Raw genomic sequence first — 26,439 nt, forward strand, 5'->3', positions numbered from 1 at the left:
GGATCAACCCGGCCGCGGGGAGGGAAGCGACCTTCGCCCGATTGTGCGTGAAGGCCGCCGAGCCGCCAAGTCGGGGTTGGCACAGGTTCGGCGGTTTCCCGGGCAGACGCCGGCCACGGACGCTTCACCTGGACGGTCTGGTCCACGTCATGCGCGCAAGGGCGGATCGGCCTGAGCAGTCGTGTTGCTGGTCGCTGTTCGGAGTAGGATTTCAATGAGGCGACAGCGGGAACCCGGTCATGAGCAAAGCTGAAACCACGACAGTCGCCATTGCACTCGATGCGAATGTGGGCTCGCGAACTCGAAAGTTGGCTGAGCTTCGTCAGCGCAGTACGGACTGGCTCATCGCAGAGGCTGTGCGCGAATATGTCGATCGCGAGGAGAAGCGCACGGCGTTTCATCAAGATGGCGTGAATGCCTGGAACGCGTATCAGCTGACCGGGCAGCACGTGCCATCAGCGGTCGCCGATGCGTGGTTGGCCGAGCTGGAAGATGGCAAAACCCCAGACCTTCCGCCGTGGCGAAGCTGATCTGGTCACCGCGTGCGCTCCTGGATGTGCAACGGCTGCACGCATTCCTGACTGGCAAGTATCCGCAGGCAGCAACGAGGGCCGTTCGAGCGATCCGTTTGGGCATGCGAACGATTGCACAGCACCCGGAGGCGGGTCGTACGACGGTTGATCTGCCGGTCGAGTTTCGCGAGTGGCTGATCGACTTCGGCAATAGTGGCTACGTCGTGCTTTATCGCTGGGACGGGACGACCGTCGTAGTCCTGGCGGTTCGCCATCACCGCGAAGCCGGCTACTGAGCGCGTGCATCACGCCGCGATCGGCGGCGCTCCTACGGCTGTGATCGCCTGCTCGATCAGTTCAAAGCCGGTGCCGGGGCGGTGGGCGTTCTCGCTGAGCACGCGGCGGAAGCGGCGCGCCCCGGGTTGGCCCTGGTAGAGGTCGAGCAGGTGGCGGGTGAAATGGGCGATCGATTCGCCGCGCGCCAGGCGGGCTTCGATCTGCGGGCGCAGTGCGCGCAGGACCGCGGCGCGATCGGGCAGGGCGTAGTCGGCATCGAACAGGTCGCGTTCGAGTTCAGCGAGCAGGTAGGGCTGGTGATAGGCGGCGCGGCCGAGCATCACGCCGTCGAAATCATCGATCACTGCGGCTACCGCAGCACGTGTAGCCAGACCGCCATTGAGCACGAGGGTCAGCTGCGGGAATTCGCTGCGCAGGCGCCGCACGCGCTCGTAGTTCAGCGGCGGAATCTCGCGGTTTTCCTTGGGGCTCAGGCCCTTCAGCCAGGCCTTGCGCGCATGCACGAGGAACACGTCGCAGCCAGCGCGGTGCACGGTGTCGATGAAGGCATGCAGGCCGGCGTCGTCATCCTGCTCGTCGACACCGATGCGGCATTTCACCGTCACCGGAATCTTCACCGCTGCGCGCATCGCGGCGACGCAGTCGGCGACCAGTTCCGGCTCGCGCATCAGGCAGGCACCGAATGCACCCGACTGCACCCGCTCGCTCGGACAGCCGCAGTTGAGGTTGATCTCGTCGTAGACGAAGTCTTCGCCGATGCGCGCGGCCTGTGCCAGCAGTGCCGGTTCCGAGCCGCCGAGCTGCAGTGCGAGCGGATGCTCGCTGGCGTCGAAGTCGAGCAGGCGCGCGCGATCGCCGTGGATCGCCGCATTCGCGTGAACCATCTCGGTATACAGCCGCGCATGCGGCGCCAGCAGCCGATGGAAGATGCGGCACGGACTTGTCGTCCATTCCATCATCGGCGCGACGCACAGGCGCCAGTCCAAGCGTGGTGCCGATGTCGTTGATTCTGCTGCGTCCACTTTGACCTGTGCCTACCTGAAGGGCGGTTTCCTTGCCTCGGATTTTCGAGCCGCCCGCGCCATTCGGGTACCAATGGTGCGGTGGCCCACGGGGCGGCATGCCAGAAGCGATGCCGGCGGATGCGGGTGATCGTCCGCACGCATTGGGTCTCGAAGTCTAGGTGATTCTCCACGCATCTCGCATCGAAGACGCCGCGGAGAAGCCGCACGATCAGACGTCCGCGCCTTCCGCCATGGCCCGGAGTCAGTCGGGCATCGGTTCACGGAGGTGCGCCAGCACCTTGCGCGACGCTGCGGTGGTTATGGTGTTGACTTTTCGAAATCGGTGGGTATAACAACCACCATGGACAGCCGCAAGCTCATCAAGAAGCTGGAGGCGGAGGGGTGGGTTCTGGCGCGAGTCAAGGGCTCGCATCACCAGTTCAAGCATCCGACGAAGCCGGGCTTGGTGACGGTGAAACACCCGGACGGCGACATCCCCACGGGAACGCTGCTCAGCATCCGCAGGCAGGCGGGTTGGAAATAGGAGGCTCACATGCGCTACCCCATCGTGCTGCACACCGACGACGGAATCCGCTACGGCGTGACCGTCCCTGACCTGCCCGGTTGCTTCTCGGCGGGCGATACCTTCGACGATGCGCTCGACAGCGCGCGCGAGGCCATTGACCTGCATGCAGAGGGTCTCGCCGCAGAAGATCAAGACTTGCCAGTGGCTCACGCGATCACCGAACACCGGGCCAATCCCGACTACGCGAGTGGCGTCTGGGCTGTGGTGGATGTCGATCTGAGCCGGTATCAGGGCAAGGCCGAGAAGATCAACATCACCATCCCGCGCCGCCTGCTGGTGCGGGTGGACGAATACGCCCGCGCGCGCGGCGAGAGCCGCAGCGGTTTTCTGGCTCGCGCTGCGCAGGAAGCGATGCGCGCCTGATCGTCAAGGAACTGCTCCGGCGCTCATGTCGTCGCGAGCTGGCCGGCTCTTTCATCGGTCATCGCGGCAAAAAGAAACGCCCGGTGGTCCCGGGCGTCGTCATTGTAGCGGTCGGCTTACTTGCTGGCTTTCTTCGCGGCTTTTGCAGCCTTCTTTTCCTTGGGAGTCTTCTGCGGTGCCTTCTTTGCCTGCTTCTTTTGTTCCATGCCCTTGGCCATTGCGAACTCTCCAGTGAATGTGACCGCCGACGCCGATCGCCTGCGGCGGGCTCGATCCTAAACCGCCGCGTGGCGAATGCAATGGGTAGGGGCAGTACTCAGCTGTCGAAATCGCCGCCGAACAGTCGGTCTGGATCCGAGTATTGGGCCACGCTTCCGTCGAACTCGCCGGAGAACAGCACATCGTCGGCCGCCAATTGTGGCGTCGGCGCGATGATCGGACCGACCGCGGGTTCGCCGACGCGCCAGGCGGCGACGGCGAGCAAGGAGATGGCGCAGGCGGCGAATACCGGCGGCAAGGTGGCGGCCCTGAACCACTCGCCGATGCGTGCGGCCAGGCGCGGACGGCGCAGGTCGGCGAGATCGGACGCCAGGGCCTGTGACCAGTCTGCGGTTGTCATCGAGATGCGCGCGGCGAGTGCTTGGTCCGACGAGCTGGCCAGCCCGGCAAGCGCGGCGTCGTGACGCGCGCCGAGGGACTCGCCACGACCGAGCGAGGCGAGTTCGTCCAGCGTCAGGCGACGATCGGCGTCCTGCGGCAGGCCGCGGGTGGCGTCGCGATACAGGGCGTTGAGGTTCAGCGGGTCCATGGCTCAGTCCTCGATGGCATCCGCGCCCAACTCACGCAGGCGCGTCTTCAATTCCTCGATGCCGCGGTAGCACAGTTGTTGTGCGGCCGTGACACTCGACCCGGTCAGCCGGGCCACTTCGTCGGCGGTAAAACCCTGCAGGGCGAGCTGGACCGGGAGACGCCGGCGTTCCGGCAATTCCCCGATGCAGCGCATCAGCAGGTCCGACCACTGGCCCCGACCGGCCTGCGCTTCCGGCCGCAAGGGGCTGGAAACACTGGGGTCGAAGCCGGATTCGTCCTTGTCCTCGATGGATTCGGCATGCCGGACCTGGGCCCGGCGCACTGCATCCACCACGGTCGTGACGACCACCTTCTGGATATAAGACGCAGCCGCGACGAGATTCTTGTCACTCTCCAGCGCCTTCCACAGTTTGATGCGCACTTCCTGCTCGATATCGTCGGCGTCCAGGCCCTGGTCGCGGCTGCAATGCACCTCGATCAGCATGCGCAGGCGCTTGCCGTGCTTTTCCAGCAATTCCTTGAGGGCGTCGCTCATACCGACCGGACCCCCTCCCGGCCTCCCCCTTGCTGCGCAAAGGGGAGGAGACCAGCGGACATGGCCCCCTCCCTTGCGCGCAGCGCAGGGGAGGGTTGGGGTGGGGTGCAGTTGCTGGGCATCGCGACGCCGGTCATCCGAGGCCTGCCGTGAGCAGGGCGCGCAGGACCGGCTGGACCATCGCCGCGAGTTCGTCGCGGTACGCGAAGCTGTCTTCGTCCATGTAGCTGCACTGGGCCATTTCCAGTTGCACCGCCTCGATGCCGCGCGCGGGCTCGGCGTAGTGGCGGGTGATGTAGCCGCCCTTGAAGCGGCCGTTGATCACGTGGCTGAACGCGGACTGGCCCTCGAGCAGGTTGCGCATGCGCGTGGTTAGCGCCGCGCCCGCCGAGGCGCCATCGGCGGTGCCGAGGTTGAGGTCGGGCAGGCGGCCGTCGAAGAACATCGGCACCTGTGAGCGGATCGAGTGCGCTTCCCACAGCAGCACGCGGCCGTGCACGGCGTGCACGCGCGCAATCTCGGCCGCCAGCGCCTCGTGGTAAGGGCGCCAGTAGGTGTCGACGCGAGCGCGAATCTCGTCGGCCTCGGGCTCACCACCGTCGAGGTACACCGGCTCGCCGTCGAAGCGGGTCGTCGGCACCAGGCCGGTTTCGCGGCGCCCGGGATAGAGCGCGATGCCATCCGGTGGCCGGTTGAGATCCACGACATAACGCGAATGCGCCGGCACCAGCATCGACGCGCCAAGTTCCGCGCGCGCGAAGCCGTAGAGCCGGCTGATATGCCAGTCGGTATCCGGTGCGAGCTGCGCCCGCGGCTGCAGGCGCGCCCGGATCGGTTCCGGGATGAAGCTGCCATCGTGCGGACAGCTGAGGATCAGCGGCGAGGTGCCGCGGTGCAGGGAGACGATGTCCATGTTGGTGATTGTCGCATCCCGAAGTTCTTGCGAGACTTCCCGCCATTCTGACGGAGAGTCCCATGCGCCTGCACCGTACCCTGATGCTGTCCCTGTCGATTGCCGCGCTCCTGGCCTGCGACAGGCAGGAGGAAACAGAGCGACCGGTGGCCGTACCCGAAGCCGCCCCACCCGCCGAAGAAATGCCGGTGCAGGAACCGGCACCGGATGAGATGGCGGCCGCGGATCCGCTGGTCCACCACAAGTGGACGCTGTCCGACGATGCGGCGCGCGTCGACGCTCGCGCCAACATCTACCTCGCTGGGCAAGCAGAGGCGCCGGCAGCCGACCCCGGGCAGGGCATGTTGCCGGTCGCGATCAACTTGGCTACCGCCACCACCATCCAGTTTCCGGTGATCGAAGGCCTGCTCGGCTGCGCCGGCGGCGAACCGGTCGATGGCCCGGACGGTGGCCAGTGTGTGTCGCCGTCGACCGACATCACCGCCAAGAACGGCTACTCGGGTTCGAAGTCGAGCAACCGCTCGCTGTTCCTGGTCGGCGTGTTCCCAGTCGATCCGAAACCGGAAGTGGAAGTCGAGGCGGGTGTCGCACCCGAGACCGACAGCGAAGCGCGCATCGCGCCGAAGGCGAACCAGGTATTCGTGATCGGTGATGGCAAGACCGCCGACGGCCAGCTGCAGTCCTTCGTCAAACCCGAAGGCGCGACCACGCTCTACCTCGGCTTCGCCGATGCTGGCGGCTTCTACGGTGAGCCCGGCGCCTACGAAGACAACGTCGGCTACTTGCGCTACACGTACTCGCTCGACCCGAAGTAGCCCTGCGCCGTTCAGGCGCCGCGCACCATGATCGTCAGTCCCTTGAGGAAATTGCGCAGGATCTGGTCGCCGCAGGCGCGGTAGTTGCGGTGATCGGCCTGGCGGAAGAAGGCCGACAATTCAGGTTTCGACACCGGGAAGCCGACCTCCTCGAAGGCCTGGTGCATGTCGGCATCCTGCAACTCGAACGCCACGCGCAGCTTCTTCAGCACGAGGTTGTTGCTGATGCGCTTCTCGACCGGCCGCGGCGGCCGGCTGGTGTCGCGACCGCGGCGGTGGATGATCAGCCCGTCGAGGAAATGCGCGAGCACGGCATCGCTGCACTCGACATGCCCGGGATCATCGTCGCGCTTCAGGAACCCCTGCACCTGATCCTTGTCGATCGCGAAACCGGCATCGGCCAACTTGGCGATATCGATCACCATCTGGTCGCTGAGATCCAGCATGTAGCGGATGCTGCGCAGTACGTCGTTGTGGATCATGGCCATTCCGGAACGTTGGGGCCGCGATCCTACTGGAAGAGCCAAAGTGGCCCGAAGCCGGCGCCCGATGCGTTCACAGGACGATGTCTCAGTCAGCACCGCGGGATCGGTGCGCAGGGGAGCGTTGTTGAACACGCTGTGATTCCGTACAATGTACGGGAGTAGCGCCGAGGTCGCCGATGAACGCCGCCACCGATCGCCTGGATATCCGACTGCCGCCCGACGAGAAGCGGGTGCTGGCGCGTGCTGCGCAGCTGGAAGGGGTGAAGGTGAGTCAGTTTGTTCTGGCGCCTGCCCTTGAGCGCGCCCGCCAGGTGATTGCTGATGCTGAGCAGCTGACGGTTTCGGCGAAGGCCTATCAGGACGTGCTCGACGCGCTCGCGAATCCGCCGCCGCCGACCGCGGCATTGATCCTGTCCATGCGCGACTACGAAGCCGCTGGCATCCAGTGGCGCTGATCATTTGCGCACTCGACAAGTCTGCGCACGATCGAGCTGCCTTTCAGTGCGGGAATCCGGATCTTGACGAGTTCCTGCAGACCAAAGCCGCGAAGCATCAATCGCAGCGGATCTCGCGAACTTTCGTGCTCGTTTCCGAAGCTGATCCGAGACGCATTCTGGGCTACTACAGCCTCAGCAATTGTCAGATCGACCGTCAACTGCTGAGTGAAGATGTCGGCAAGACGCTGCCCCGACATCCCATCCCCGCCGTGATGCTGGGCCGACTCGCGGTGGACAGGCGCGAACAGGGCAAGCAATTGGGAACTTGGTTGCTGATGGATGCCTTGAAGAGGACAGTGCTGGTCGGCCAGCAGAGCGGAGTTTTTGCGCTGGTGGTCGATGCCGTCGACGCCAAGGCCCGAGATTTCTACCTTCGGCACGGATTCCTTGTGATTACCGACCGACCGATGACGTTGTATCTGCCACTCGAAACCGGCCTTCGCGCCATGCGTGCGATTCAGCACGACACCACCGCTGCGGGCTCGGCCGGGAACCTATCCGGCAACAAGTGACAAGGGCCAGTCGAGCGGTTGCAGCATGATGCGGGCGCGGGAAGGTGGCGTCCGCCGATTGCGAGTCTGATGATGCGTCCTCGTGCCGGATGGCTAGGTAATCGTCTTCTGCCGCTGCCCTGCATCGAAATCCATCAGGAACTTCGCCGAGATCATGGTCAGCCAAGTGTTCAAGGGCAGGGCAATCAGAATCCAGTGCGTTGCCATCCAGTCGATCAGGCCGGCGACTGCGAGCAAGTTCGATCCGGCGCCCTCCCCGGTTGCTGAGAGGGTGTGCTGCAGCTGCGGCCAGACGTAGATCGAAGCCAGCATGGACAGCACCAGCGGTGGCGCCAGCCACGCCAGGATCTCCCCAAGGTGCAGATCGAGGATGATCCACGCCGCGATGAAGTCCGGTCTGGCTCGACGACGGATCTCCGCGACGAACGACGACAGCGGCGCGCGATGGATCACGAGCGCGAGCACCGCGCCGGTGACAATGGCATCGAGCAGGTAATGGCTCAAGCCGACGGCCGCCTCCCACGGCCATCGTCCTGGAGTCAGCGCCGCGAGCAGAAAACCACCCACCGGGAGCGCAACGAGCCCCGCGAGGAACAGCGCTGCGTGCTGCCATCCCGGCCATCGCAGGCTGCGGCGAAATCCGGGTTGCGTTGCGCTAAGGGAGTCGACGTTCAGTGCCAGCACCGGCAGCAGGCAGGTAGCCAGCGTGCAGGCTGCGCCGATCGCGAGCAGCCAGGCGTCGGGCAGGCCAAATGCAAGCGCGAACGCGAGCGGTGCAGCGGGAGCGATGCTCAGCCACAGCATGCTCGTGCAGAAGTAGTTTCTCGATGCCCATGCGATCGAGCGCGTTGCGTTGGCTGCAGCAGCATGCAGCGATAGTCGACGCAGCAAAGCATGGAACAGACGGGCGCCGAGCCAGAACAGCGCAGCCAGGCTCGTGACGGCGAGCGGGATGAATGCCGACAGCGAGCCGGGCAGCAAGGATGGGGCAATCGACTTGGTTGGCAGTGCTAGACCAGGGTTGGACTGCCTCTGGGGCCGCGGTGCGCTACTTGCCAGATCCGCAGCCTTGAAAGACCCACGTCAGGAACCGCTGCACCATGATACTGATCGCCCTCGCTGGTGGTGGCCGGGGGCGCGCGGTGCGCAGTACGTCGTTGTGGATCATGCGGATTCCGGAACGGTCAGGGACGCGATCGTAACGGAAGAAGCGGATCACGCCCTGCCACCACGCCGGAGCTGCGGTCATTCCTTCTCCCGCCGGGAGAAGGTGCCCGTAGGGCGGATGAGGGGCTCTTGACTGGTGATCTTTGTGCGCGCACATCAAGGGCATCCCTCATCCGACGCTGCGCGCCACCTTCTCCCGGTGGGAGAAGGGAAGAATTTGATCGGTTCTCTCGCCAGAGAACGAATCGGGGAACGCGTGACGGCGATGCAGTCGAGCCGTTAAAGCGCAAAGCGCCCCGGCAAATAGGGGCGCGGATCAATCGCGCCGTCCACGCCCGAGCATCTGCGCCGCGAGCAGTTCGGCGGTGGCGTTGGACATGCTCATGCCGAGCATGCCGTGGCCGGTGGCGAACCAGAGGTTGGCGATGCGGGTCGAGGGGCCAATGATCGGCAGGTCGTCGGGGGTCATCGGACGCCAGCCCCACCAAGGCGAGACCGGGTTGCTTCGAGGGAATGGGGTAAGAGAGCGCGCGAAATCCGGCCGATTACTGTTGCCTCGCTACGCGTGCGCTGCCAACAACTCGCTCGAGAACGGCGAAACCTTCGTCTTCGCTGGATTTCATGATTGTGCCCTGCACTATGACGATTTCCAATCCGATGAGCTTGGCAGTGGAAAGCATGAGCATGTCCTTGCCACGTGAAGTAACGGCGAACAGATCTCCGGAACAGCCGATGCCACAGCTGTATTCCCTCACCGGGACGGCACCTAGCTGACCGAGTTGGCTGTGGATGGACTCGCGGGTCTCCTGAAGGGCCAGATCTTTGGTTTCCGCTTCGACGAATCCGGCGGACATCACGCTCATCGACCGGGTGCCCGCCCAATCCGCAGTCAAGAGCTGAAGTGCAGGGTTGTTCGACTGCACGATTGCCCAATCCGACGGAACATCGGCGGCGTACCTTCCGTCTGCACTCGTGATCACTTTGTCTGGACCAGAGAACCTGGCGTTCCAGTCGCTGCATTGTCCGAGCATAAGCAGCAGGGCCAGCACATTGAATGCTGAGAGGTAGGACAGCCAATTCCTGTTTGCTTTCGGTATCAGGTAGAGCGTCGCAAGCAACGCAAAGCTCAGCATGACAGACAAGATCTCGCCGCCGATGACGAGTGCGCGATTGCCATCCGGAATCTGGTCGTGGCGGGCGAGCCCCTGAAAGCCGCAGAGTACCGAGAGCACCAGCGCGCCCAACAGCAGGAGGACTACTTTGAGCTTGTTCACTCAGATCTCCGGTAAGGATGGGGCAATCGACTTGGTTGGCAGTGCTAGACCAGGGTTGGACTGCCTCTGGGGCCGCGGTGCGCTACTTGCCAGATCCGCAGCCTTGAAAGACCCACGTCAGGAACCGCTGCACCATGATACTGATCGCCCTCGCTGGTGGTGGCCGGGGGCGAGAGGTGCGCAGTACGTCGTTGTGGATCATGCGGATTCCGGAACGGTCAGGGACGCGATCGTAACGGAAGAAGCGGATCACGCCCTGCCACCACGCCGGAGCTGCGGTCATTCCTTCTCCCGCCGGGAGAAGGTGCCCGTAGGGCGGATGAGGGGCTCTTGACTGGTGATCTTTGTGCGCGCACATCAAGGGCATCCCTCATCCGGCGCTGCGCGCCACCTTCTCCCGGTGGGAGAAGGGAAGAATTTGATCGGTTCTCTCGCCAGAGAACGAATCGGGGAACGCGTGACGGCGATGCAGTCGAGCCGTTAAAGCGCAAAGCGCGCTGGCAGGTAGGGGCGCGGATCGATCACGCTGTCCTGCCCGAGCATCTGCGCCGCGAGCAGTTCGGCGGTGGCGTTGGACATGCTCATGCCGAGCATGCCGTGGCCGGTGGCGAACCAGAGGTTGGCGATGCGGGTCGAGGGGCCGATGATCGGCAGGTCGTCGGGGGTCATCGGACGCCAGCCCCACCAGTCTTCGATGTGTTCGGGGCCGATCGGGTGGTGCAGGAATTCCTGCGCGCCGCGCACCAGGGCGTCGAGGCGGACGCGATTCATCGTCTCGTCGTGGCCGGCGAATTCCATGGTGCTGCCGAGACGAAAACCCGAACCCCAGGTGGTGACGCAGACGCGCGGTTCGGCCAGCACCAGCGGGCAGCGCGGCGTCTGCGGCGGGCGCGAGTAAGTGATCGAGTAGCCCTTGCCGGGCTGGATCGGCAGGCGCAGGCCGAGATCGCGCGCAATCGGTGGCGACCAGGCGCCAGCGGCGAGCAACACAGTACCTGCGGACCAGGTTTCCTGGCCGACGCGCACGCCGCTGATGTGCCCGCCGGAGCGGTCGAAGCCGGCGACTTCGGTCTGTTCGCGGATCACGACGCCCGCGTCGCGGGCACGCGCGGCGAGCGCGGCGACGTAGCGGTCCGGGCGCAGGTGCGCGTCGTTCGGCCAGTACAGGCCGCCGACGACGCCGGGCTTCAGCGCCGGTTCCTCGCGTTCGACACGGGCGCGGTCCCAGACTTCGACCGGCACGCCATGCGCGCGCAGCAGTTCGAGCTCGGCGCAGCCGGCGTCGAATCCGCGTTGACTGCGAAACACTTGCAGCGCGCCGTCGTGGGCGAATTCGCAGTCGATCGCTTCGGCCTGCACGAAGGCTTCGATCAGCGTGCGCGAGCGGTTCAGCAGCGCGGCCTTGGCCGGTGCGACACGTTCCACTTGGCCATGCGTGCAATGGAGGGCGAAGCGTGCGAGCCAGGCCAGGCGCTGCGGGTCGAGTGTCGGGGCGATGCGCAACGGCGCGTCCGCCTGCATCATCCAGCGCAGGCCCTGCGCGATGACGCCCGGTTGCGCCAGCGGCAGCGCGTGCGAGGGCGTGATCGTGCCGCAGTTGCCGTGCGACGCGCCGGAACCGACGCCGGCGCGTTCGAGTACGGTCACGCTGCGTCCGCCGCGCGCCAACGCGAGTGCGCAGGACAGCCCGATGACGCCGCCACCCACGACCAGCACATCGCTGTGCATCGCGTTCACAGCAGGAACACCGTGCCGAGGCCGAGGAAGGCGAGAAAACCCATCACGTCGGTGACTGTGGTCAGGATCACACCACCGGCGAGCGCCGGATCGAAACCGAGGCGCTTGAGCGTCAGCGGCACCATCACCCCGGCGCTCGCGGCCGACAGCAGGTTGATGGTGAGCGCACTCGCGATCACCGCCGACAAGGCCGGGTCGCCGAACCACAGCCAGACGATGGCGCCGAGCAGGAGTCCGAGCACGATGCCGTTCATCAGCGCGACGCGCACTTCCTTCCACAGCAGTACCGCAGCATTCGACGCGCTGACCTGGCCGAGCGCGAGTCCGCGGATCATCAGCGCCAGCACCTGGGTGCCGGCATTGCCGCCCATGCCGGCGACGATCGGCATCAGAATCGCGAGTGCGACGATCTTCTCGATGGTGCCCTCGAAGCGGCCGACCACGCTCGCCGCCAGGAACGCGGTGGCGAGGTTGATGCCAAGCCAGACCAGACGCCGACGTACCGCGCGCGGTACCGGGCTGAACAGGTCTTCCTCCTCGTCGAGGCCGGCGGCGCTCATCACCTGGTGCTCGGCCTGGTAGCGGATGATGTCGACGACGTCGTCGATGGTGATGCGCCCGAGCAGCACGTTGTTGTCGTCGACCACCGGCGCGGTGATCCAGTCGTGGTCGGCGAAGCTCTGCGCCACCGCCTCGCTTGACATCTCGACCGAGACCGGCGGCTGGGTGTCGTCGACCAGTTCGTTGATCGGTGTCTCCGCCTGCGAGGTGATGATGCGCGACAGCGCCACGCGGCCGAGGTACTGGTTGCGGCGGCTGACCACGTACAGATGGTCGGTGTGGTCGGGCAGTTCGCCGCGCAGGCGCAGGTAGCGCAGCACGACATCGACGGTCACGTCCGGGCGCACCGTCACCGCGTCCGGGTTCATCAGTCGTCCGGCGCTGTCCTCGGGGTAGGACAGCGCCTGTTCCAGACGGTCGCGGTCGCTGCGGTCGAGCGACTGCAGCACGCTGTCGGTGACCGTGTCCGGCAGGTCGTCGAACAGGTCGGCGAGGTCGTCGATGTCGAGCGACTCGGCGGCGGCGACGATCTCGTCCTCGTCCATGTCGCGCAGCAGGCTTTCGCGCACCTCTTCGCCGACGTGCACCAGCACCTCGCCGTCGTCCTCGGCGTCGACCAGTCCCCAGACCATCAGGCGCTTGGCCGGTGGCAACGATTCGAGCAGGTTGCCGATCTCGGCCGGGGACAAGGTATTGACCATGCGCCGCACCGGCCCGAGTCGGCCGGAATCGAGCGCTTGCGACAGCGTCTTCATCTGCCGCGCGGCCTTGTCGATCTGGGCAAGTTCGGCCATGGCGCGCTCCCGGCGGTTGCTCGAAACCACCTCAAGTGAAGGAAAAAACTCGCGGGATTATCGCGGCTTGGCCGGGATATGTCTTGTTCAATCTGAACTTGCGCCGGCTGTGACCGCGCGCACGCCGCGACCGCCGTCGGCTTCCCTACAGTGACGCCATGAAACCCATCCGATCGATCCTGGCTGGCCTGCCGATCTGGCTCGCCGCCCTGCCTGCGGGCGCACAGACCGCGTCCAGCCTGGTGGCGTTGGAGGGCTACGGCAATCTGGAGACCGCGGGTGTGGTCGTCACCATCAGCGGCGACAGTGACCGAGATGCCAGCCTCCAGGTCGAGTGGCGGCGCAGCGGTGATGCCGTGTATCGCGTCGCCCACCCGGGCGTGCGCTTCGACGCCACGCATTTCGCCAGCAGCCTGTTCGGACTCGCGCCCGGAGTCGCGCACGAACTGCGCGTCACCCTCGCCGACCCCGATGGCGTGGGCGGCGCCGCCATGATGCTCGGCGGCTTTTCGACCCGCGCCGACGTGCTGGTCGAGCCGACGCTGCGCACCCTGTATGTGCGCCCGGACGGCAACGACAGCAATGATGGGCTCGCTCCGGCGAGCGCGGTGCGCACGATCCAGCGCGGCGCTGACCTGGCCCAGGCCGGCGATGTCGTGGCCGTCGCCGCGGGCGTCTATCGCGAATCGGTCACCGTGCCGCGCTCGGGCACCGCGCCGCAGCCGATCGTGTTCCGCGGCGTGGGCGACGCCGTGCTGCTCGATGGCGGCGACGCCGCGATCGCCGCCGGCGTCAGCTGGACCGCGCTGGCGAACGGCGTATACCGGCGCACGCTCGGTTTCGCCACCGGGCATGTCAGCAGCGACCAGGGCCGGCTCTATCGCTACGACTCGCTGGCCGAACTGGAGGCGCTTGCGGCCGGAGCGCCTGGCGGCTATCACTTCGACGGCACCGATCTCTACCTCAAGTTCGCCGACGCCAGCGCGCCGGCCGCACGCAGCCTGCACGTGGCGCGTTTCGACAGCGGCTTCGTGCTCGATGGTCGCAACCACGTGCGCATCGAGAACTTCGCGATCCGCCACTTTGGCTCCGGCGACTACGGCAAGGGCGTGTACCTGCGCTTCAGCAGCGACTGCATCGTGCGCAACAACCGCATGCACGAGATCGGCGCCGCCGGCGTCTGGGTCAAGGGCGGTGCGCGCCATCGCATCGAGGACAACGTTTTCAGCGACACATCCATCCCGGGCTGGCCCTGGGAACTGACCAAGGGCAGCAGCGCCGAGAACAACGGCGTCGCCTTCACCGACAACCCCGGGCGTGGTCACGTGGTGCGACGCAATCAGTTCAGCGCCACCTTCAACGGCATCGGCCCTTGCGGCGGCAGCGTCGGACCGGATGGCATCACCAGCGAAGTCGATGTCTATCGCAACCGTTTCCGCGACCACAACGACGATGCCCTCGAACCCGAAGGCTACTGCGCCAACCTGCGCCTGTTCGAGAACGCCATTCGCGATTCGCACATGGCCTTCGCCGTCGCGCCGGCGGCACCCGGGCCGACGTTCCTGGTGCGCAACACCGCACTCGACACCGGCAGCACCCGCACCAGCCAGATCGACGGCTACGGCGCCAGCGCGCTCAAGATCAACAGCGGCTATCCGACGCCGGTCGGTCCGCTGCTGCTTTACCACAACACCTTCTACACGCGCGCACCGAATACCGATTCGCTGCTGCTGCTCGATCCCGGTGCCAGCACCTGGCTGCGCAGCCGCAACAACATCATTGCCGGCACGCGGTATGCGTTGGAGAAGATCAACCCGATCGCGCTCGATCTGGACCACGACCTGCTGCACAGCACCGACCCGACGCGCTTCGTGCGCTGGCAGGGCGTCCACTACGCCAGTCTGTCCGCGCTGCAGGTCGGCACCGGCGCCGAAGCGAACGGGCGCAGTGGCGCGCCGCAGCTGGTGGCGCCAGACGCCGGCGACTTCCGTCCCGCAGCAGCCAGTCCGGCGATCGATGGCGGCGTGGTGATCGCTGGCATCAACGACGGTTTCGTCGGCGCGGCGCCGGACATCGGCGCGGTCGAACGCGACGATGCCGCGCTGCTGTTCGCCGACGGCTTCGACTAGATCTCGCGGCGACCTTGCTGGCAGTGTCTGCCGGGCACTGCCAAACTGCGCCGATGCTTGGGGCTTCGCGTATGCAACAAGAGGGCACCGAATCGGCAGCGCGCACGCGTCTGCTCGAAGAAGTGGTGTTGCGCGAATGCCTGGATTCGAATGCGCGCGCCAACCAGCGTGGCGTCTGGCTGACGCTGGTGCTGGTGCCGTTTGCGGCGTGGCGGCTCGGTCTGCACGCGCCTGCGCTTCAGTTCCATTACTGGGCATGGCTGATGGTCGTGGCGGCGCTGTTGCGCGCCGTGGTCGTGCAGCGCTATCTGCGCCAACCGCCGCGGGCCGATGCGCTCGGCCGCTGGCGCTTCGGCTTCATGCTGGTCGCGGCCCTGGTCGGGGTCGGCTGGAGCGCGCTGGCCTGGCCGTTGCTCGAGATGGGGCCGGATGTGCGCCTGCTGGTCTACTGCCTGCTGATGGCGATCGCCGCGATCGGACTGTTCAGTTTCCACGCGATGGCGGAATCATTCGCCGCTTTCCTGCTGCCGCTGGTGTGCTCGATGTTGTTCACGGTTGTGGCTGGAGAGGTGGCGTTGGCGCGCGAGGTCGCGATCATGGTGCCGCTGTTCGGGGTGATCATGGTGGTCGGTTCGAGCCTGGTCAGCGCCAATGCCGCAGACGTCATCCGCGCACGCTGGCGTGCGGACGAACTGAGCCGCGCTGCGCGCGCGGCGAGCGAGGCCAAGTCGCGTTTTCTGGCCCGCATGAGCCACGAGATCCGCACCCCGATCAACGGCATGATGGGCATGGCCGAGTTGCTGGCCAACGCCAACCTGCCGGCACCGCACGATCACCACGCACGTTCGGTGCTGCACGCGGGCAGTACGCTGCTGGCGGTGGTCGACGACGTGCTCGACTTCGCCAAGATCCAGGCCAGCCAGATGAGCTTGCGCCCCGAGCCCTGTGATCTGGCAGCATGGATCGAGCGCTGCGTGCAGCCCTACCGCATGCTGGCTGCGCAGCGCGGGCTCAAGTTCGACGTGCGCATCGACCCCGCGCTGCCGCCGCGCGTGCTGGTCGATGCCCAGCGCCTCGCGCAGACCGTCGGCAATCTGCTGTCGAACGCGCTGAAGTTCACCGAGCGCGGGCACCTGCGCGTCGAACTGAATCGGGTCGATGAAGCTCACTGGTCGCTGACGGTCGAGGACTCCGGCATCGGCGTTGCCGCCGAGGATCTGCAGCGCATGTTCGAGCCGTTCACCCAGGTCGACGCCACCGCTGGGCGCCGCTACGGCGGTACCGGGCTCGGGTTGTCGATCGTGCGCCAGATCGTGCAATTGATGGATGGCGACATCCGTTGCGACAGTCTGCCCGCGCGCGGCAGTCGCTTCATCATGACCTTGCCCTTGCTGCCCTCACCGGCGCTCGCGTCGGAACCCGAAGCGCAGCCGGAGGAGTCGGTCGCGCTGCTGTCCGGGTGCGTGCTGGTGGCCGAGGACAACGCGCTGAACCTGGAGATCACGCGCTTGTTCCTGGAGTCGATGGGCGTCGAAGTGCTCACTGCCCGCGACGGCGCCGAGGCGATCGCACAGCACCTCGCCCGCCATCCCGACCTGATCCTGATGGACTGCGAGATGCCCGGCATCGACGGCCTCGAAACCACTCGCCGCATCCGCGCCGACGAGACGCTCAAGCACGTGCCGATCATCGCCCTGACCGCCCACGCCCTGCCCGAAGACCGCCAGGCCAGCCTCGACGCTGGCATGGACGACTACCTGTCGAAACCAGTGGACCGCCAACGCCTCTACCGCGCCCTCAAGCAGTACCTGCGCTCAGCCGAAGACTGATGCGAACTGTCGTTAAGCCGCGCTTTTCGCATGCTCGTACTTATAGGTCTCCGCAAGAGACGCGTGCAGCTCCCGCATTGTTTCGATCCCAGGCTGGCCGGCAAGCGTCTCAATTTCGAAGGCTAGACAAATCTCGATGTCCTTCTGCGAAAGGTAGTTGCCGTAGATCAGCACTTCGCGGATCTGGTCGGCGGCATCGGCATACTCGCGCCCGTCGGTGTCGTGGTTCTGGAGCAGGAACTCGCGGTAGCAGTGCTCGATGACCGGCTTCGAGTGGGTTTGAATCTCCGCCACCACGCGCAGGATTTCGGTGATCTTGATGTCGAGCGCCGCCTCGGTGCTGTAGAAGATGTTGCCGTTGGGGTGGGCGGACTCGTTGCGGTCGTCCACCAGCTTGGCGTAGGTGCCGATCTTGCTGTTGTCGCAGGCGATGAGCTTGAGGAAGCGCAGGATGCTGCGCTCGTTCACGGCGCTGAACACGAAGGGCGAGCTCGCTTCGAGCAGGTTCTTCTCCACGTCCTTGCCGAAGCCGATCAGGCCCTTGGCGAAGTCGCCGGGCTCGGTCTGCTTGATCTGCCAGATGCTGAAATAGACGAAGCTCATCGTGAGCATGTGGTAGGCGAGGAAGGCGAACTGGTACTTGCCGTGCGTGTGGTTCGTCTCGAACGCGTCCCACAGGAACTCGATGTATTCCTGCTCCTTCGGGGTCTTGAAGGAGAGCGGCAGGTAGTTGGCGAGTTCGGCGGCTTCTTCCATGGCGATCGCTCAGAAACGGAAGCCAAACAGGCCGCCATCTTCCTTGGCATCAGTCAGGACCGTCGGGAGCACGTGGTCCCGCAGGTCGAAGCCGGCGGCGGTCTCCTTGAACGCATCGTCTTCATTCATCGTGACTATGTACTGAAAGCCCAGCTCCGCAGCCGTTTCCGCGCCAACTTTCAGTGCGCTGATCAACTGTCGGCCATCAACGCCGTCGAAGAGATGGCTGTCGTGGATCAGGAATCCTGGCCCCATGCCGTGCTTAGCACAGAGCCGCATGAGCATCATGTCGAAGCAGAAAATCTGCATGTTCTTGATGCCCTTGCTGCGTGAGCCTTGCATCGGAAACTTGAATACCGGCCCATTGGATGTTTCCTCTACGGTCATGCTGCCGGCGGACTCGTACAGCCGCTTTGACGTCTCCTCGAACGCGAGAATTGCTTCAGACAAGCGCGTCCTCTGCTCGGCAAAGTCGCGCCGCAGGCGCAGTGTCAGGCGGTTTCGTTCGATTTCCAGTTCGTTCTTCGTGCCTTCCAGTTGCGCGGCAGCCTCGAAGCGTTGCCGCAGCGACTCGACCGCCGCTTCCATGCGCACGGCTTCACCTTGCAGTTGAGAAAACTGATCCAGCGCGCCGTGACTTTGTAGGACGCCCATCACGACAGCACGCCGTGCGTCGAGCCGGACCCTCTCCTGCTCGCGCACCGCAACGCGCTGCTTCGCTGTATCCAGCTCTCCGGCGAGGTAATCTCGCCGATTCCGAATGACCGACTCATGGAAACTTCGCACGTCTTCGTAGCGCTTGATGGCGACACTCGGCAATGCAACGCCCGCTTCTGCGTAGATACTCTGAAGATCGGCGAGTGACGGGGGCGCTTCTGCCTGTAAGGCGCGCTCCAGGTCTCCGATCGTTGCCGCGTCAATCACATTGGCGTTCGACAGGTCATTGATTGCGCGCGTGAGCTGATCAGCCTCCGCTTCCAGTTCTGCGTACTGAGGCAGCACTCGGAACGAGGCAACCTGGGACTTGATATCTGTCAGTCTGGCCTCGGCCACAGTCAGTTGGGTGCGCAGAACAGACGCTTTCCCGACGATACTGCCGAACGCACCGGCCCCGGCCGCCTTCTTCAGTTCAGCCAGGGTCTTCTCCCGATCCCGAACTTTCTGCCAGTCGCTGGCAATCCTCCAATCCAGGCCAAGCAGGAAAAGCAGGGCGACCTGATAGTCACCGGGCTGCTGCATGTTTGCCTGCTTCTCAGGTGTGGTGAACGGTCCGCTGAGTTGCCGACGCACGAAATAGGCGAACAAGGAACGAAATGTTGGGACGCGCCCATCGTACTCAGGCACCTCATGCAACTCGAATAACTTTTCGCCGAGGAGTTCTACCCACTCGGAATTCGAGATGCTGGTCTTCCCCTTCGCGAAGCTGTCGCCTTCAAGATGAATCTTGGATTTCTGATGCCCAGAGCGTTCAACCCGAAGCTTCTCGCCACCGAGATCGAATGCCATGCCAAACAATGCGTTGTCGAGCGCGTCCGAACGGAACAGGGAATCCTCCCCGGCATCCGAGCCGGTCAGGAAGTGCACGATCTCGATCAAGCTGGTCTTGCCCGCCCGGTTGCGGGTTTGCTTGTCCGTCGCGCCTGCTTCCTTTTGCGCGATCAGCACATTCAATCCGGACTTGAACTCCAGCGCCTTGAATGTCGCGAGACTGCTGTAGATGCGATGGATCATGATGTCCTCCGAACCAGCAGCCCGTCACGCAACTCGATCGCCCCGATGAGAAAAAGCAGGTCGAGCGCAAGCACGAATCCGTCGTAGTGCATGGATCGCGATGCCTTCGGGTCAGTGACAGTGCGCGGCATCTGCTCCCACAAGGCTGACACGGTGACGGGGTGTGACAGGCGCCGCAGGATCGCCGCGCCGGCAGTCAGCAGGGCACGATCCTGGGGCAGGTGCTTGGAGGGAAGAATCATCGTGCGGCTCTCCGTGGTTCTTCAAAGATGTCGCAGCGCTCGAAGTAGTACGCGATGACCGCTAGTACAGCCAACTCGTGCTCCGGCGTCCCGCGATGATCGCCCCCGACCCACGATTGAAGCGCGGCAAAAATCCGGTTCGGGCCATCGCTCCCGCGCAACCGCCGATACTCGGCCTTGAAGGCCTCGGCCAATCGTTCGCCAAGCGTCTCATCGTGCCATTGGGCGAGAAACTCGGCGACCAACGGCGACTTGATCATGCCTTCCTTGAGCAAGCGCGCTACGGCCTCGGACAAGGCGTTTGCCTCGATCTTTCCCGACGGCACGTCCTTCACGTCGGTCATCGGAGGCGCTGGGAGCGCAGCGATTCTCTCCAGCACGACCTTCAAGTCACCGAAGCCCAACTTGATCCTAGTCGCGTCGGTCAGGGAAGGACCGAACCATGACGCTTTGTCGTCTGCGGTGAGCTTTCGGAAGATCAGCCGAAGCTCCTCCTGACTCCATGGCTGTAACTGAATTCCAGGGTTTGCCGCCTCGAAGTCGAGTAACAGTTCTTGAACATGCGGCGGCAACCCATCCGTCGCGTTATGGACGAACGTCCAGGCGTCGAAATGCTTGCCCCAATGCTCCCTCGCACCCGCGAAGTCCTCGGTGATCTTGGCCTTCGCCTTGGCAGCATCCATCTGATTCGGCGCGTACACCTGGAACAGCCGGCGCTCCGATTTGAGGAAGCCGTCGTTCTTGCGGTCTCCCTGATTCCCCCACGGCCGGCAGGGCATGAAATCGGCCTTGTAGGCCAAGCCCATTAGCCGCTCGAAGAGAGACTGAAACGCGTCGCCCTTCGCGCGGAGAAATTCCACCTCGAATCTCTGTTCGTAGTAGGCGTCCTGCAGATTCATGCGCCAGCCTCCGTGGATAGCGGCTCTTCTTCGCCCCAAATGCGGGCGAGGGTTGCCTGGATCTTCTTCTCGAAGCGGACGATCAGCTCGCGGTTGGCGGCGACCAGCGCTTGCTCGGCTTCGATCTCGGCCACGATGGCTTGCTGGGTGGCGAGGGGCGGGATGGGGATTTCGTGCGCCTCGACTGTTGTCTTCCGCATGGACGGCGGCTGTGATTCGCTGGCCCAGCGAGACAGGTCGAACGCGAGCAGATAAGTATGAAGGAAGTCGGGGAGCAGCCGCGCTGTATCCGGAATGATGCCCATGACGTTGTTATCGTAGGTCGAATCGCGCGTGAGGATGCGCTTCTTGTTGGTGGCGATTGCCGCACCAATCTTCGGGAAGATGACAGTGCCTTCAGGGTAGGCATCGCCCTTCAGTTCGCGCAACACCTTGCGCGATACGCTGTGGTTCCAAGAGACAATGTCCTTCTCGTTTCCGGGAAGGTTCATGTCGCTCACTTTGAGAAAAGGAATCTCCTGATCGGTCTTGCCTTGGTAATCCAAGGGGAACCCGAACCCGCTTTCGACTGCGGCCACGTCCTTGATTGGCACCATCGGCCAGTCTGGGTGGATGGGGATGTGGGGGCGGTAGTGGTCGAGGACGGCGCGGGCGCCGTTGATGACTTTCTGGTAGCCCTCGATCTCCGCCACGATCTCCTTCTGCACTTCCAGCGGCGGCAGGGGGATTTGGAGTTCGCAGAATTTGGATTTGGAAATCTCCGCGAAGGTTCCGCCTGTCGCCCACGCCTGCATCGTAGGGACGAGCTTCGTGAGCGCGAGCGCCACATACTCCGGCACGGCTCGCGCAGCATCTTCGATGACGATGTTCTTGAAGCCTTGATTCGTCGCGATGGGAACACGGTTGATGGCAATGCGTCCGATGGTCGCACGAGTCGAGACAACGACTGAATTTGTAGGGATCATCTTCGCGGAAGATTCGCGCAGGCCCTTGTCGGAGATTGTCCGCTTCGTTGCCAAGATCTCAGAGATGAAGTCGGTCGCCGGAAGGTCAACGAGCGTCGCCCAAGGAATGCCACCGCCCCAGTATTCCTCGACGTCGGACTTGGGAGTGCCGCCGCTTTCAACTCGAAAGAGGGTCTCTTCGCCGAGAGAGACGAGCGGGAAGGAATGATTGGAGGCCGCTCCCTCCCGATACCGCTCGCCGCTGAGGTTGTAGTCGCCATTCGCGGCGATCTTTTCCTTCGGCACGATCAGGCCGGTGGCGAGGGTGAGCGTGTCGGTGGGCGTTTTGGCGCGCAGGGATTGGAGGTAGGTGGCGACTTCGGCCTGCACCTGCGGCAGGTCGTTCTTGTCGATGGCGCGGCGCTGGGCGCCGAGGCCGTAGCCGTCGTTCTCGACTTTGAAGAAGGCGATGGTGTCGGCGGACTTGGCGAGGGACTTGTCGAGGATGAGAATGCTGGTCTTCACGCCGGAGTAGGGATTGAAGCAGCCCGCTGGCAGCGAGACGACGGCGACGAGAGAGTTCTCGACGAGCATCTTGCGCAGGTCTTTGTAGGCGGTCTGGCTCTGGAAGATGATGCCTTCGGGGACGATGATGCCGGCGCGGCCGGTGGGCGTGAGGTGCTCGGCCATGTAGTCCACGAACAGGACTTCGCTGCGCTTGGCCTGGATGGAAAAGCGCTTGTGCGGCTTGATGCCGCCCTTCGGCGACATGAACGGCGGGTTGGCGAGGATCACGTCGGCAAACTCGTTCCAGCGCTCTTCGGAAGTCAGGCTGTCGTACTCGAAGATGTGCGGATCGGTGAAGCCGTGCAGATAGAGATTCACCAGCGACAGCCGCACCATGTCGGGAGAGATGTCGTAACCCTTGAAGTTTCTGGCGAGGCGGCCCTTGTCATCGGGCGTCAGCGTGCTGTTGCCCTTGACGTCGGTATTGCTGCGCAGGATGTGCTTGTAGGCCGAAATCAGGAACCCGGCGGTGCCGCAGGCAGGGTCGAGGAGGGTATCGGTCTTCTTCGGAGCGAGGACCTCGACCATGAAGTCGATGATGTGGCGCGGCGTGCGAAACTGGCCGGCATCGCCCTGGCTGCCGAGGACGCTGAGCAGATACTCGAAGGCGTCGCCAAGCCGCTCGCTGTGGTCGTAGCTGAACTCGTCGATGATCTTGAGGAACATCTTGAGCGTTTCGGGGTCGCGGTAGGGCAGGTAGGCGTTCTTGAAGATGTCGCGGAACAGCGGCGGGATGCCGGGGTTTTCGGGCATCTTGGCAATGCCTTCGCCGTAGAGGCCGAGCATCTCGTGGCCGCCGAGCGAGGGCGCCATGAGCTTGGCCCAGCCGTAGCGGGCGTAGTCGCCGGTGAAGAACTTGCGCTTGCCGCCGAGTTCCTCGCTCTCGGCGTCCATGTCGTCCATGAATTTGTAGATCAGCGCGATGGTGATCTGCTCGACCTGGGACTTGGGGTCGGGCACTTTGCCGACGAGGATGTTGCGGGCGGTGTCGATGCGGCGTTTGGTGTCGGTGTCGAGCACGGGCTAACCTTTGAGTTGCTTGATCGCGGTGGCGCCGGTGAGCACCTGCATCTGGCGGATGGCGATTTCGTTGAGGCGTTTGAGGCGCTCGCCTTGCGGCAGCGCCATATGGATCAGTTCGGCGTTCATGCCCTCGATGTTGGCCAGCACCAGCAGTTGCTCGACGCCGGCATAGTCACGCATGTTGCCGTCCAGCTTGGGGTTGGCGTCGCGCCATTGCTTGGCGGTCTGGCCGAACAGGGCGACATTGAGCAGGTCGGCTTCGCTGGCATAGGTAATCGCGGCCTGCGCTGCCGTGACCGCAGCGGGGATCAGATGCGCCCGGATGGCGTCGGTGTGGATGCGGTAATTGAGCTTGGACAGGGTGCGATTGAGGTTCCAGGCCAGCGACAGGCGGCGGTTCTCGTCCACCTTGAGTCGCTGGAATTCCTTGATCAGGTAGAGCTTGAACTCAACCGATATCCAGGAAGCGAACTCGAAGGCGATGTCTCTGTGTGCGTAGGTACCGCCATAACGCCCCGACTTGGAGATCAGCCCGCTGGCATGGGTTGCGTCTATCCATTGACGTGGCGTCAGGACGAAGCTGTTGAGCCCTGCCCTGTTTTTAAACCCCTCGAATTCGAGGGGTTTGAAACCGGCGTTATTCAGTCGCTCCCATACGCCCAGGAACTCGATGGTGTTGCGGTTTCTCATCCAGTTCTGGATGACATGGTCGGATCGATCCGGTTCTTTGTGCTTGGCAATGTCCGTCAGGGAAATATAGTCATCACTCGCCTGGCTGAGAACCGTGACCGCAGTGCCTTTGACTTCGATGGTGCTTTTCATGGCTTTGCTCACTGCGGTTCCTATGGCGCGAACTGGTTCAAGGGCACGTAGTCCTTGATGTATTCGGGGACGAGCATGCGGTACGGCTGCGGCACGGCTCTGAAATCGTGGGTGGTGAAGTAGGGGTTGGTCGCCAGATCGGTGAATTGCCGGCTATCGATGATGTCGCGCACCCGGTTGCTGGTGACGTAGGCCTTGAAGAAGGTCTTGATGGCCGGAATGGCCGAGGGTGGCTCGGGCACGCGGTCGGCAACGAACTTCGAGAATTCCTCTTCCAGCAGTTCATCCCTGGACTTGAAGCGCGGGATGAGGCCGAAGACCTTCTCCAGGATCTCGCGCAGGGTCAGGCGCCGGTCCACGGCGGCGGCTTTGCGCAGTTTGTCGAGGGTGTAGTACTCCTCGGGCTTGTCGAACACTTCTCGGTTCACGTAGTCGATGACGCGGTCCCACTCTCCGGCTTCCACGGCGGCGGCGACAGTGTCATCGGCGCGGACCGCGTCCTCGAACCGCTCGAAGAACATGCGGTCGATCCTCATGCCTTCGTCCGTTATCTGCTCGACCCGTATCGACGCCAGGATGTCGGCGCCGAGATGCTCGTAGGAGCCGCCCACGGCAACGGCGCCTTGGTCGCCGCCGGCGGTGCCTTCTTTGGCCTGGCCCGTGGGCGGCGGGAGCTTCAGCACTTCGTCGTAGTTGAAATCTTCCTCGAAGTATTCGCAGTTGGCGAAGAAGTCGAACAGCTTGAAGGCGGTCTTGATCGGCTGCTGCACGCCTTCCTTGCGGGTGTCGTCGAACAGCACCTCGCGGAAATCGTGCGTGCGCGTGCCGCGTCCCTTGATCTGGATGAAATCGGTGGGTGAGAAGATCGGGCGAAACAGGCCGATGTTGAGGATGTCGGTGCAGTCGTAGCCGGTAGTCATCATGCCGACGGTCACGCAGATGCGCGCCTTGCTGGTCTTGTAGGCGGGAATGAAATTGCCGGAGCCGAGCAGATTGTTGTTGGCGAAGTTGATGGTGAACTGCTGGGCATCTGGAATCTGCGAGGTGACTTGCACGGCAAAATCCGACTGGTACTTGCCGGGGAACATGCGGTCGGCCATTTGATTGAGGATCTGCGCCAGCTTGGCGGCGTGATTCTGGCTGACGGCAAAGATGATCGACTTGCCGATCTCGCCGCTGACCGGGTCGCGCATGGCGTGTTCCAGAAATGTCTTGCACAGGAGCTGGTTGGTGGTGTCGGCGAAGAAGCGCTTCTCGAACTCGCGCTGCTTGAAGGCCTGCTGCTGGTCGTCGCCGGCGTCATCGGTGAACGAGACGACAAAGCCCTCTTCGGAGAGCAGCGTGGTGGTGACCTCGGTGCGCGCATCGACCACGGTCGGATTGATCAGGAAGCCTTCCTTCACGCCATCAAGCAAGGAGTAGCGGAAGGTTGGCTGGCTGTTCTCGCAGCCAAAGGTGCGATAGGTATCGAGCAGCAGGCGTCGCTCGGCCTCGCGTGGGTCGCGGGTCGTGGGGTTTGCGTTGTCGAAGCGGCGCAGGTAGTCGCGCGGCGTGGCGGTGAGGCCGAGCTTGTAGCCGATGAAGTAGTCGAACACGGCGCGGGCGTTGCCGCCAATGGAGCGGTGCGCTTCGTCGGAGATGACCAGATCGAAGTCGGTCGGCGAGAACAGCTTGCGGTATTTGTTGTTGAACAACAGCGACTGCACCGTAGTGACGACAATTTCGGCGCGGCGCCAATCGTCGCGCTTCTCCTTGTAGATCACCGTTTGAAAGTCGGCGGACAGCACGGCTGCGAAGGCCTTCTTTGCCTGGTTCTCCAGTTCCAGGCGATCCACCAGGAACAGCACGCGGCGCACGTTGCCGGAACGCAGAAACAGCTTGATCACGGCGGCGGCGGTCAGGGTCTTGCCGGTGCCGGTGGCCATCTCGAACAGGAAACGGTCTTTGCCTTCGCCAACGGCGGCCTGAATGCTGTGGATGGCTTTGAGCTGATAGGGCCTGAGAAAACGCAGCTTGTTGGTCTGGATGTAGCCGGCGCGCTCTGTTTCGTTTCGCCAGGCGGCTTCAGATGCGTAATTCGGGCGCTGGGTGCGCACGATGTAGTCCTCGCCAACCGGTTCTTCGATCAGGCGCTGCGGATTGGGCGTGACCCTCTGGTAACCAATGACCGAGTCCGGCGTCGGGAACGAGGTGATGACGTGCGGGTTACCCCGTTCGAGATCCCAGAAGTAGTGCAGGTTGCCGTTAGAGAGCAGCACGAAGCGGCAGTTCTGGGATCTGGCGTACTTGCGGGCCTGCTCCTTGCCGACAAGCGGATTCTTGTCTTCGGCTTTGGCTTCGAGGACAAGTAGTGGAAAGCCATTGGCATCGAGCAAGAGAAAGTCGACGAAGCCCCTTGTGCTGTTCTCGAAGTTGGCACCGAGCGCGTCCAGGTCAGTCGACTTGATCGTCACACTGGGCTCAAGACGAACATTGGCCGGTGCGTCACCTTCCGCGAAAAAGAGCCAACCGGCAGCGTCGAGCAGCTTGTTGATCTTGATGCGGGCGGTGGCTTCCTTGTCAGACATTCAGGGTCCGATTCCGGCGATGGGGGTCAAGCGACATGACGTGAACGTGGAAAAAATAGGGTATCCGG

At 63.9% G+C, this 26,439-nt stretch carries 25 protein-coding genes and 1 pseudogene; 9 read left to right on the top strand and 17 right to left on the bottom strand.

The genetic code is table 11. The annotated features are described in order from the left end of the window. Positions 1-239: 239 nt before the first annotated feature. Together IPG63_15445 and IPG63_15450 are read left to right on the top strand one after the other, a co-directional pair. Complete coding sequence (locus tag IPG63_15445; GenBank protein ID MBK6728593.1) at positions 240-530, top strand: CopG family transcriptional regulator; 291 nt, start codon at positions 240-242, stop codon at positions 528-530. Then, a complete protein-coding gene (locus IPG63_15450; GenBank protein MBK6728594.1) occupies positions 518-808 on the top strand; it encodes a type II toxin-antitoxin system RelE/ParE family toxin in 291 nt (96 codons plus the stop codon). The genes IPG63_15445 and IPG63_15450 overlap by 13 nt, the downstream gene beginning before the upstream one ends. 9 nt (positions 809-817) lie before the next feature. Here IPG63_15450 and dusA read toward each other — a convergent pair whose 3' ends face one another. Next, positions 818-1,768, bottom strand: a complete 951-nt coding sequence (gene dusA, locus IPG63_15455; GenBank protein ID MBK6728595.1) for a tRNA dihydrouridine(20/20a) synthase DusA — start codon at positions 1,766-1,768, stop codon at positions 818-820. A 406-nt stretch (positions 1,769-2,174) separates the two neighbouring features. Here dusA and IPG63_15460 point away from each other — a divergent pair, with 406 nt between their 5' ends. After that, on the top strand, positions 2,175-2,357 hold the full coding sequence (locus IPG63_15460; protein MBK6728596.1) for a type II toxin-antitoxin system HicA family toxin: 183 nt from the start codon (positions 2,175-2,177) through the stop codon (positions 2,355-2,357). 9 nt (positions 2,358-2,366) lie between these two features. Then, positions 2,367-2,762 carry a type II toxin-antitoxin system HicB family antitoxin gene (locus IPG63_15465; GenBank protein MBK6728597.1) on the top strand — a complete coding sequence of 132 codons (396 nt, stop codon included), beginning with the start codon at positions 2,367-2,369 and terminating at the stop codon, positions 2,760-2,762. Positions 2,763-3,078: 316 nt separating this feature from the next. Here the strand turns inward: IPG63_15465 and IPG63_15470 are convergent, their stop codons facing one another. From IPG63_15470 to hutG, 3 genes are all read right to left on the bottom strand, one after another. Further along, positions 3,079-3,570, bottom strand: coding sequence for a hypothetical protein (locus IPG63_15470; GenBank protein MBK6728598.1), 492 nt, complete (start codon positions 3,568-3,570; stop codon positions 3,079-3,081). Positions 3,571-3,573: 3 nt separating this feature from the next. Continuing rightward, complete coding sequence (locus IPG63_15475; GenBank protein ID MBK6728599.1) at positions 3,574-4,107, bottom strand: RNA polymerase sigma factor; 534 nt, start codon at positions 4,105-4,107, stop codon at positions 3,574-3,576. Between the two features lie 133 nt (positions 4,108-4,240). Beyond that, positions 4,241-5,020, bottom strand: coding sequence for an N-formylglutamate deformylase (gene hutG, locus IPG63_15480; GenBank protein ID MBK6728600.1), 780 nt, complete (start codon positions 5,018-5,020; stop codon positions 4,241-4,243). 62 nt (positions 5,021-5,082) lie between these two features. On the opposite strand from hutG, the gene IPG63_15485 reads away from it, so the two are divergent. Beyond that, a complete protein-coding gene (locus IPG63_15485; protein MBK6728601.1) occupies positions 5,083-5,835 on the top strand; it encodes a hypothetical protein in 753 nt (250 codons plus the stop codon). A gap of 11 nt (positions 5,836-5,846) precedes the next feature. Here the strand turns inward: IPG63_15485 and IPG63_15490 are convergent, their stop codons facing one another. Next, a complete protein-coding gene (locus tag IPG63_15490; GenBank protein ID MBK6728602.1) occupies positions 5,847-6,317 on the bottom strand; it encodes a DUF1456 family protein in 471 nt (156 codons plus the stop codon). A 179-nt stretch (positions 6,318-6,496) separates the two neighbouring features. On the opposite strand from IPG63_15490, the gene IPG63_15495 reads away from it, so the two are divergent. Further along, a complete protein-coding gene (locus tag IPG63_15495; protein ID MBK6728603.1) occupies positions 6,497-6,775 on the top strand; it encodes a DUF1778 domain-containing protein in 279 nt (92 codons plus the stop codon). Further along, positions 6,766-7,329, top strand: coding sequence for a GNAT family N-acetyltransferase (locus IPG63_15500; protein MBK6728604.1), 564 nt, complete (start codon positions 6,766-6,768; stop codon positions 7,327-7,329). Before IPG63_15495 ends, IPG63_15500 begins: the two co-directional genes overlap by 10 nt. 93 nt (positions 7,330-7,422) lie before the next feature. Here the strand turns inward: IPG63_15500 and IPG63_15505 are convergent, their stop codons facing one another. From IPG63_15505 to mgtE, 5 genes and pseudogenes are all read right to left on the bottom strand, one after another. Further along, positions 7,423-8,310 (bottom strand): hypothetical protein, encoded by an 888-nt coding sequence (locus tag IPG63_15505; protein ID MBK6728605.1) that lies wholly within the window; start codon positions 8,308-8,310, stop codon positions 7,423-7,425. A 465-nt stretch (positions 8,311-8,775) separates the two neighbouring features. Further along, positions 8,776-8,965: pseudogene (locus IPG63_15510) on the bottom strand (FAD-dependent oxidoreductase). A 76-nt stretch (positions 8,966-9,041) separates the two neighbouring features. Beyond that, positions 9,042-9,770, bottom strand: coding sequence for a hypothetical protein (locus IPG63_15515; GenBank protein MBK6728606.1), 729 nt, complete (start codon positions 9,768-9,770; stop codon positions 9,042-9,044). A gap of 480 nt (positions 9,771-10,250) precedes the next feature. Continuing rightward, positions 10,251-11,507 (bottom strand): FAD-dependent oxidoreductase, encoded by a 1,257-nt coding sequence (locus IPG63_15520; GenBank protein ID MBK6728607.1) that lies wholly within the window; start codon positions 11,505-11,507, stop codon positions 10,251-10,253. Beyond that, positions 11,504-12,862, bottom strand: coding sequence for a magnesium transporter (gene mgtE / locus IPG63_15525; GenBank protein MBK6728608.1), 1,359 nt, complete (start codon positions 12,860-12,862; stop codon positions 11,504-11,506). The genes IPG63_15520 and mgtE overlap by 4 nt, the downstream gene beginning before the upstream one ends. Positions 12,863-13,020: 158 nt before the next feature. On the opposite strand from mgtE, the gene IPG63_15530 reads away from it, so the two are divergent. Beyond that, on the top strand, positions 13,021-14,991 hold the full coding sequence (locus tag IPG63_15530; GenBank protein ID MBK6728609.1) for a right-handed parallel beta-helix repeat-containing protein: 1,971 nt from the start codon (positions 13,021-13,023) through the stop codon (positions 14,989-14,991). Between the two features lie 71 nt (positions 14,992-15,062). Next, positions 15,063-16,820 carry a response regulator gene (locus IPG63_15535; GenBank protein ID MBK6728610.1) on the top strand — a complete coding sequence of 586 codons (1,758 nt, stop codon included), beginning with the start codon at positions 15,063-15,065 and terminating at the stop codon, positions 16,818-16,820. Between the two features lie 12 nt (positions 16,821-16,832). On the opposite strand, the gene IPG63_15540 is transcribed toward IPG63_15535, so the two are convergent. The 7 genes from IPG63_15540 to IPG63_15570 are packed head-to-tail and all read right to left on the bottom strand — an operon-like array spanning position 16,833 to position 26,371. Continuing rightward, positions 16,833-17,576: a hypothetical protein gene (locus tag IPG63_15540; protein ID MBK6728611.1), complete on the bottom strand. Its 744-nt coding sequence runs from the start codon at positions 17,574-17,576 to the stop codon at positions 16,833-16,835. A gap of 9 nt (positions 17,577-17,585) precedes the next feature. After that, complete coding sequence (locus IPG63_15545) at positions 17,586-19,307, bottom strand: DUF2326 domain-containing protein (GenBank protein MBK6728612.1); 1,722 nt, start codon at positions 19,305-19,307, stop codon at positions 17,586-17,588. Further along, positions 19,304-19,549, bottom strand: a complete 246-nt coding sequence (locus IPG63_15550; protein MBK6728613.1) for a hypothetical protein — start codon at positions 19,547-19,549, stop codon at positions 19,304-19,306. The genes IPG63_15545 and IPG63_15550 overlap by 4 nt, the downstream gene beginning before the upstream one ends. Further along, positions 19,546-20,448: a hypothetical protein gene (locus IPG63_15555; protein MBK6728614.1), complete on the bottom strand. Its 903-nt coding sequence runs from the start codon at positions 20,446-20,448 to the stop codon at positions 19,546-19,548. Before IPG63_15555 ends, IPG63_15550 begins: the two co-directional genes overlap by 4 nt. Then, positions 20,445-22,979 (bottom strand): N-6 DNA methylase, encoded by a 2,535-nt coding sequence (locus IPG63_15560; GenBank protein ID MBK6728615.1) that lies wholly within the window; start codon positions 22,977-22,979, stop codon positions 20,445-20,447. The genes IPG63_15555 and IPG63_15560 overlap by 4 nt, the downstream gene beginning before the upstream one ends. Positions 22,980-22,982: 3 nt before the next feature. Continuing rightward, the gene (locus IPG63_15565; GenBank protein ID MBK6728616.1) at positions 22,983-23,804 is read right to left on the bottom strand and encodes a KilA-N domain-containing protein; all 822 of its coding nucleotides are present in this window, start codon (positions 23,802-23,804) and stop codon (positions 22,983-22,985) included. A gap of 20 nt (positions 23,805-23,824) precedes the next feature. Beyond that, positions 23,825-26,371, bottom strand: a complete 2,547-nt coding sequence (locus tag IPG63_15570) for a DEAD/DEAH box helicase family protein (protein MBK6728617.1) — start codon at positions 26,369-26,371, stop codon at positions 23,825-23,827. Between the last annotated feature and the right edge of the window lie 68 nt (positions 26,372-26,439).

This window comes from Lysobacterales bacterium (assembly GCA_016703225.1).
Lineage (GTDB): Bacteria > Pseudomonadota > Gammaproteobacteria > Xanthomonadales > Ahniellaceae > JADKHK01.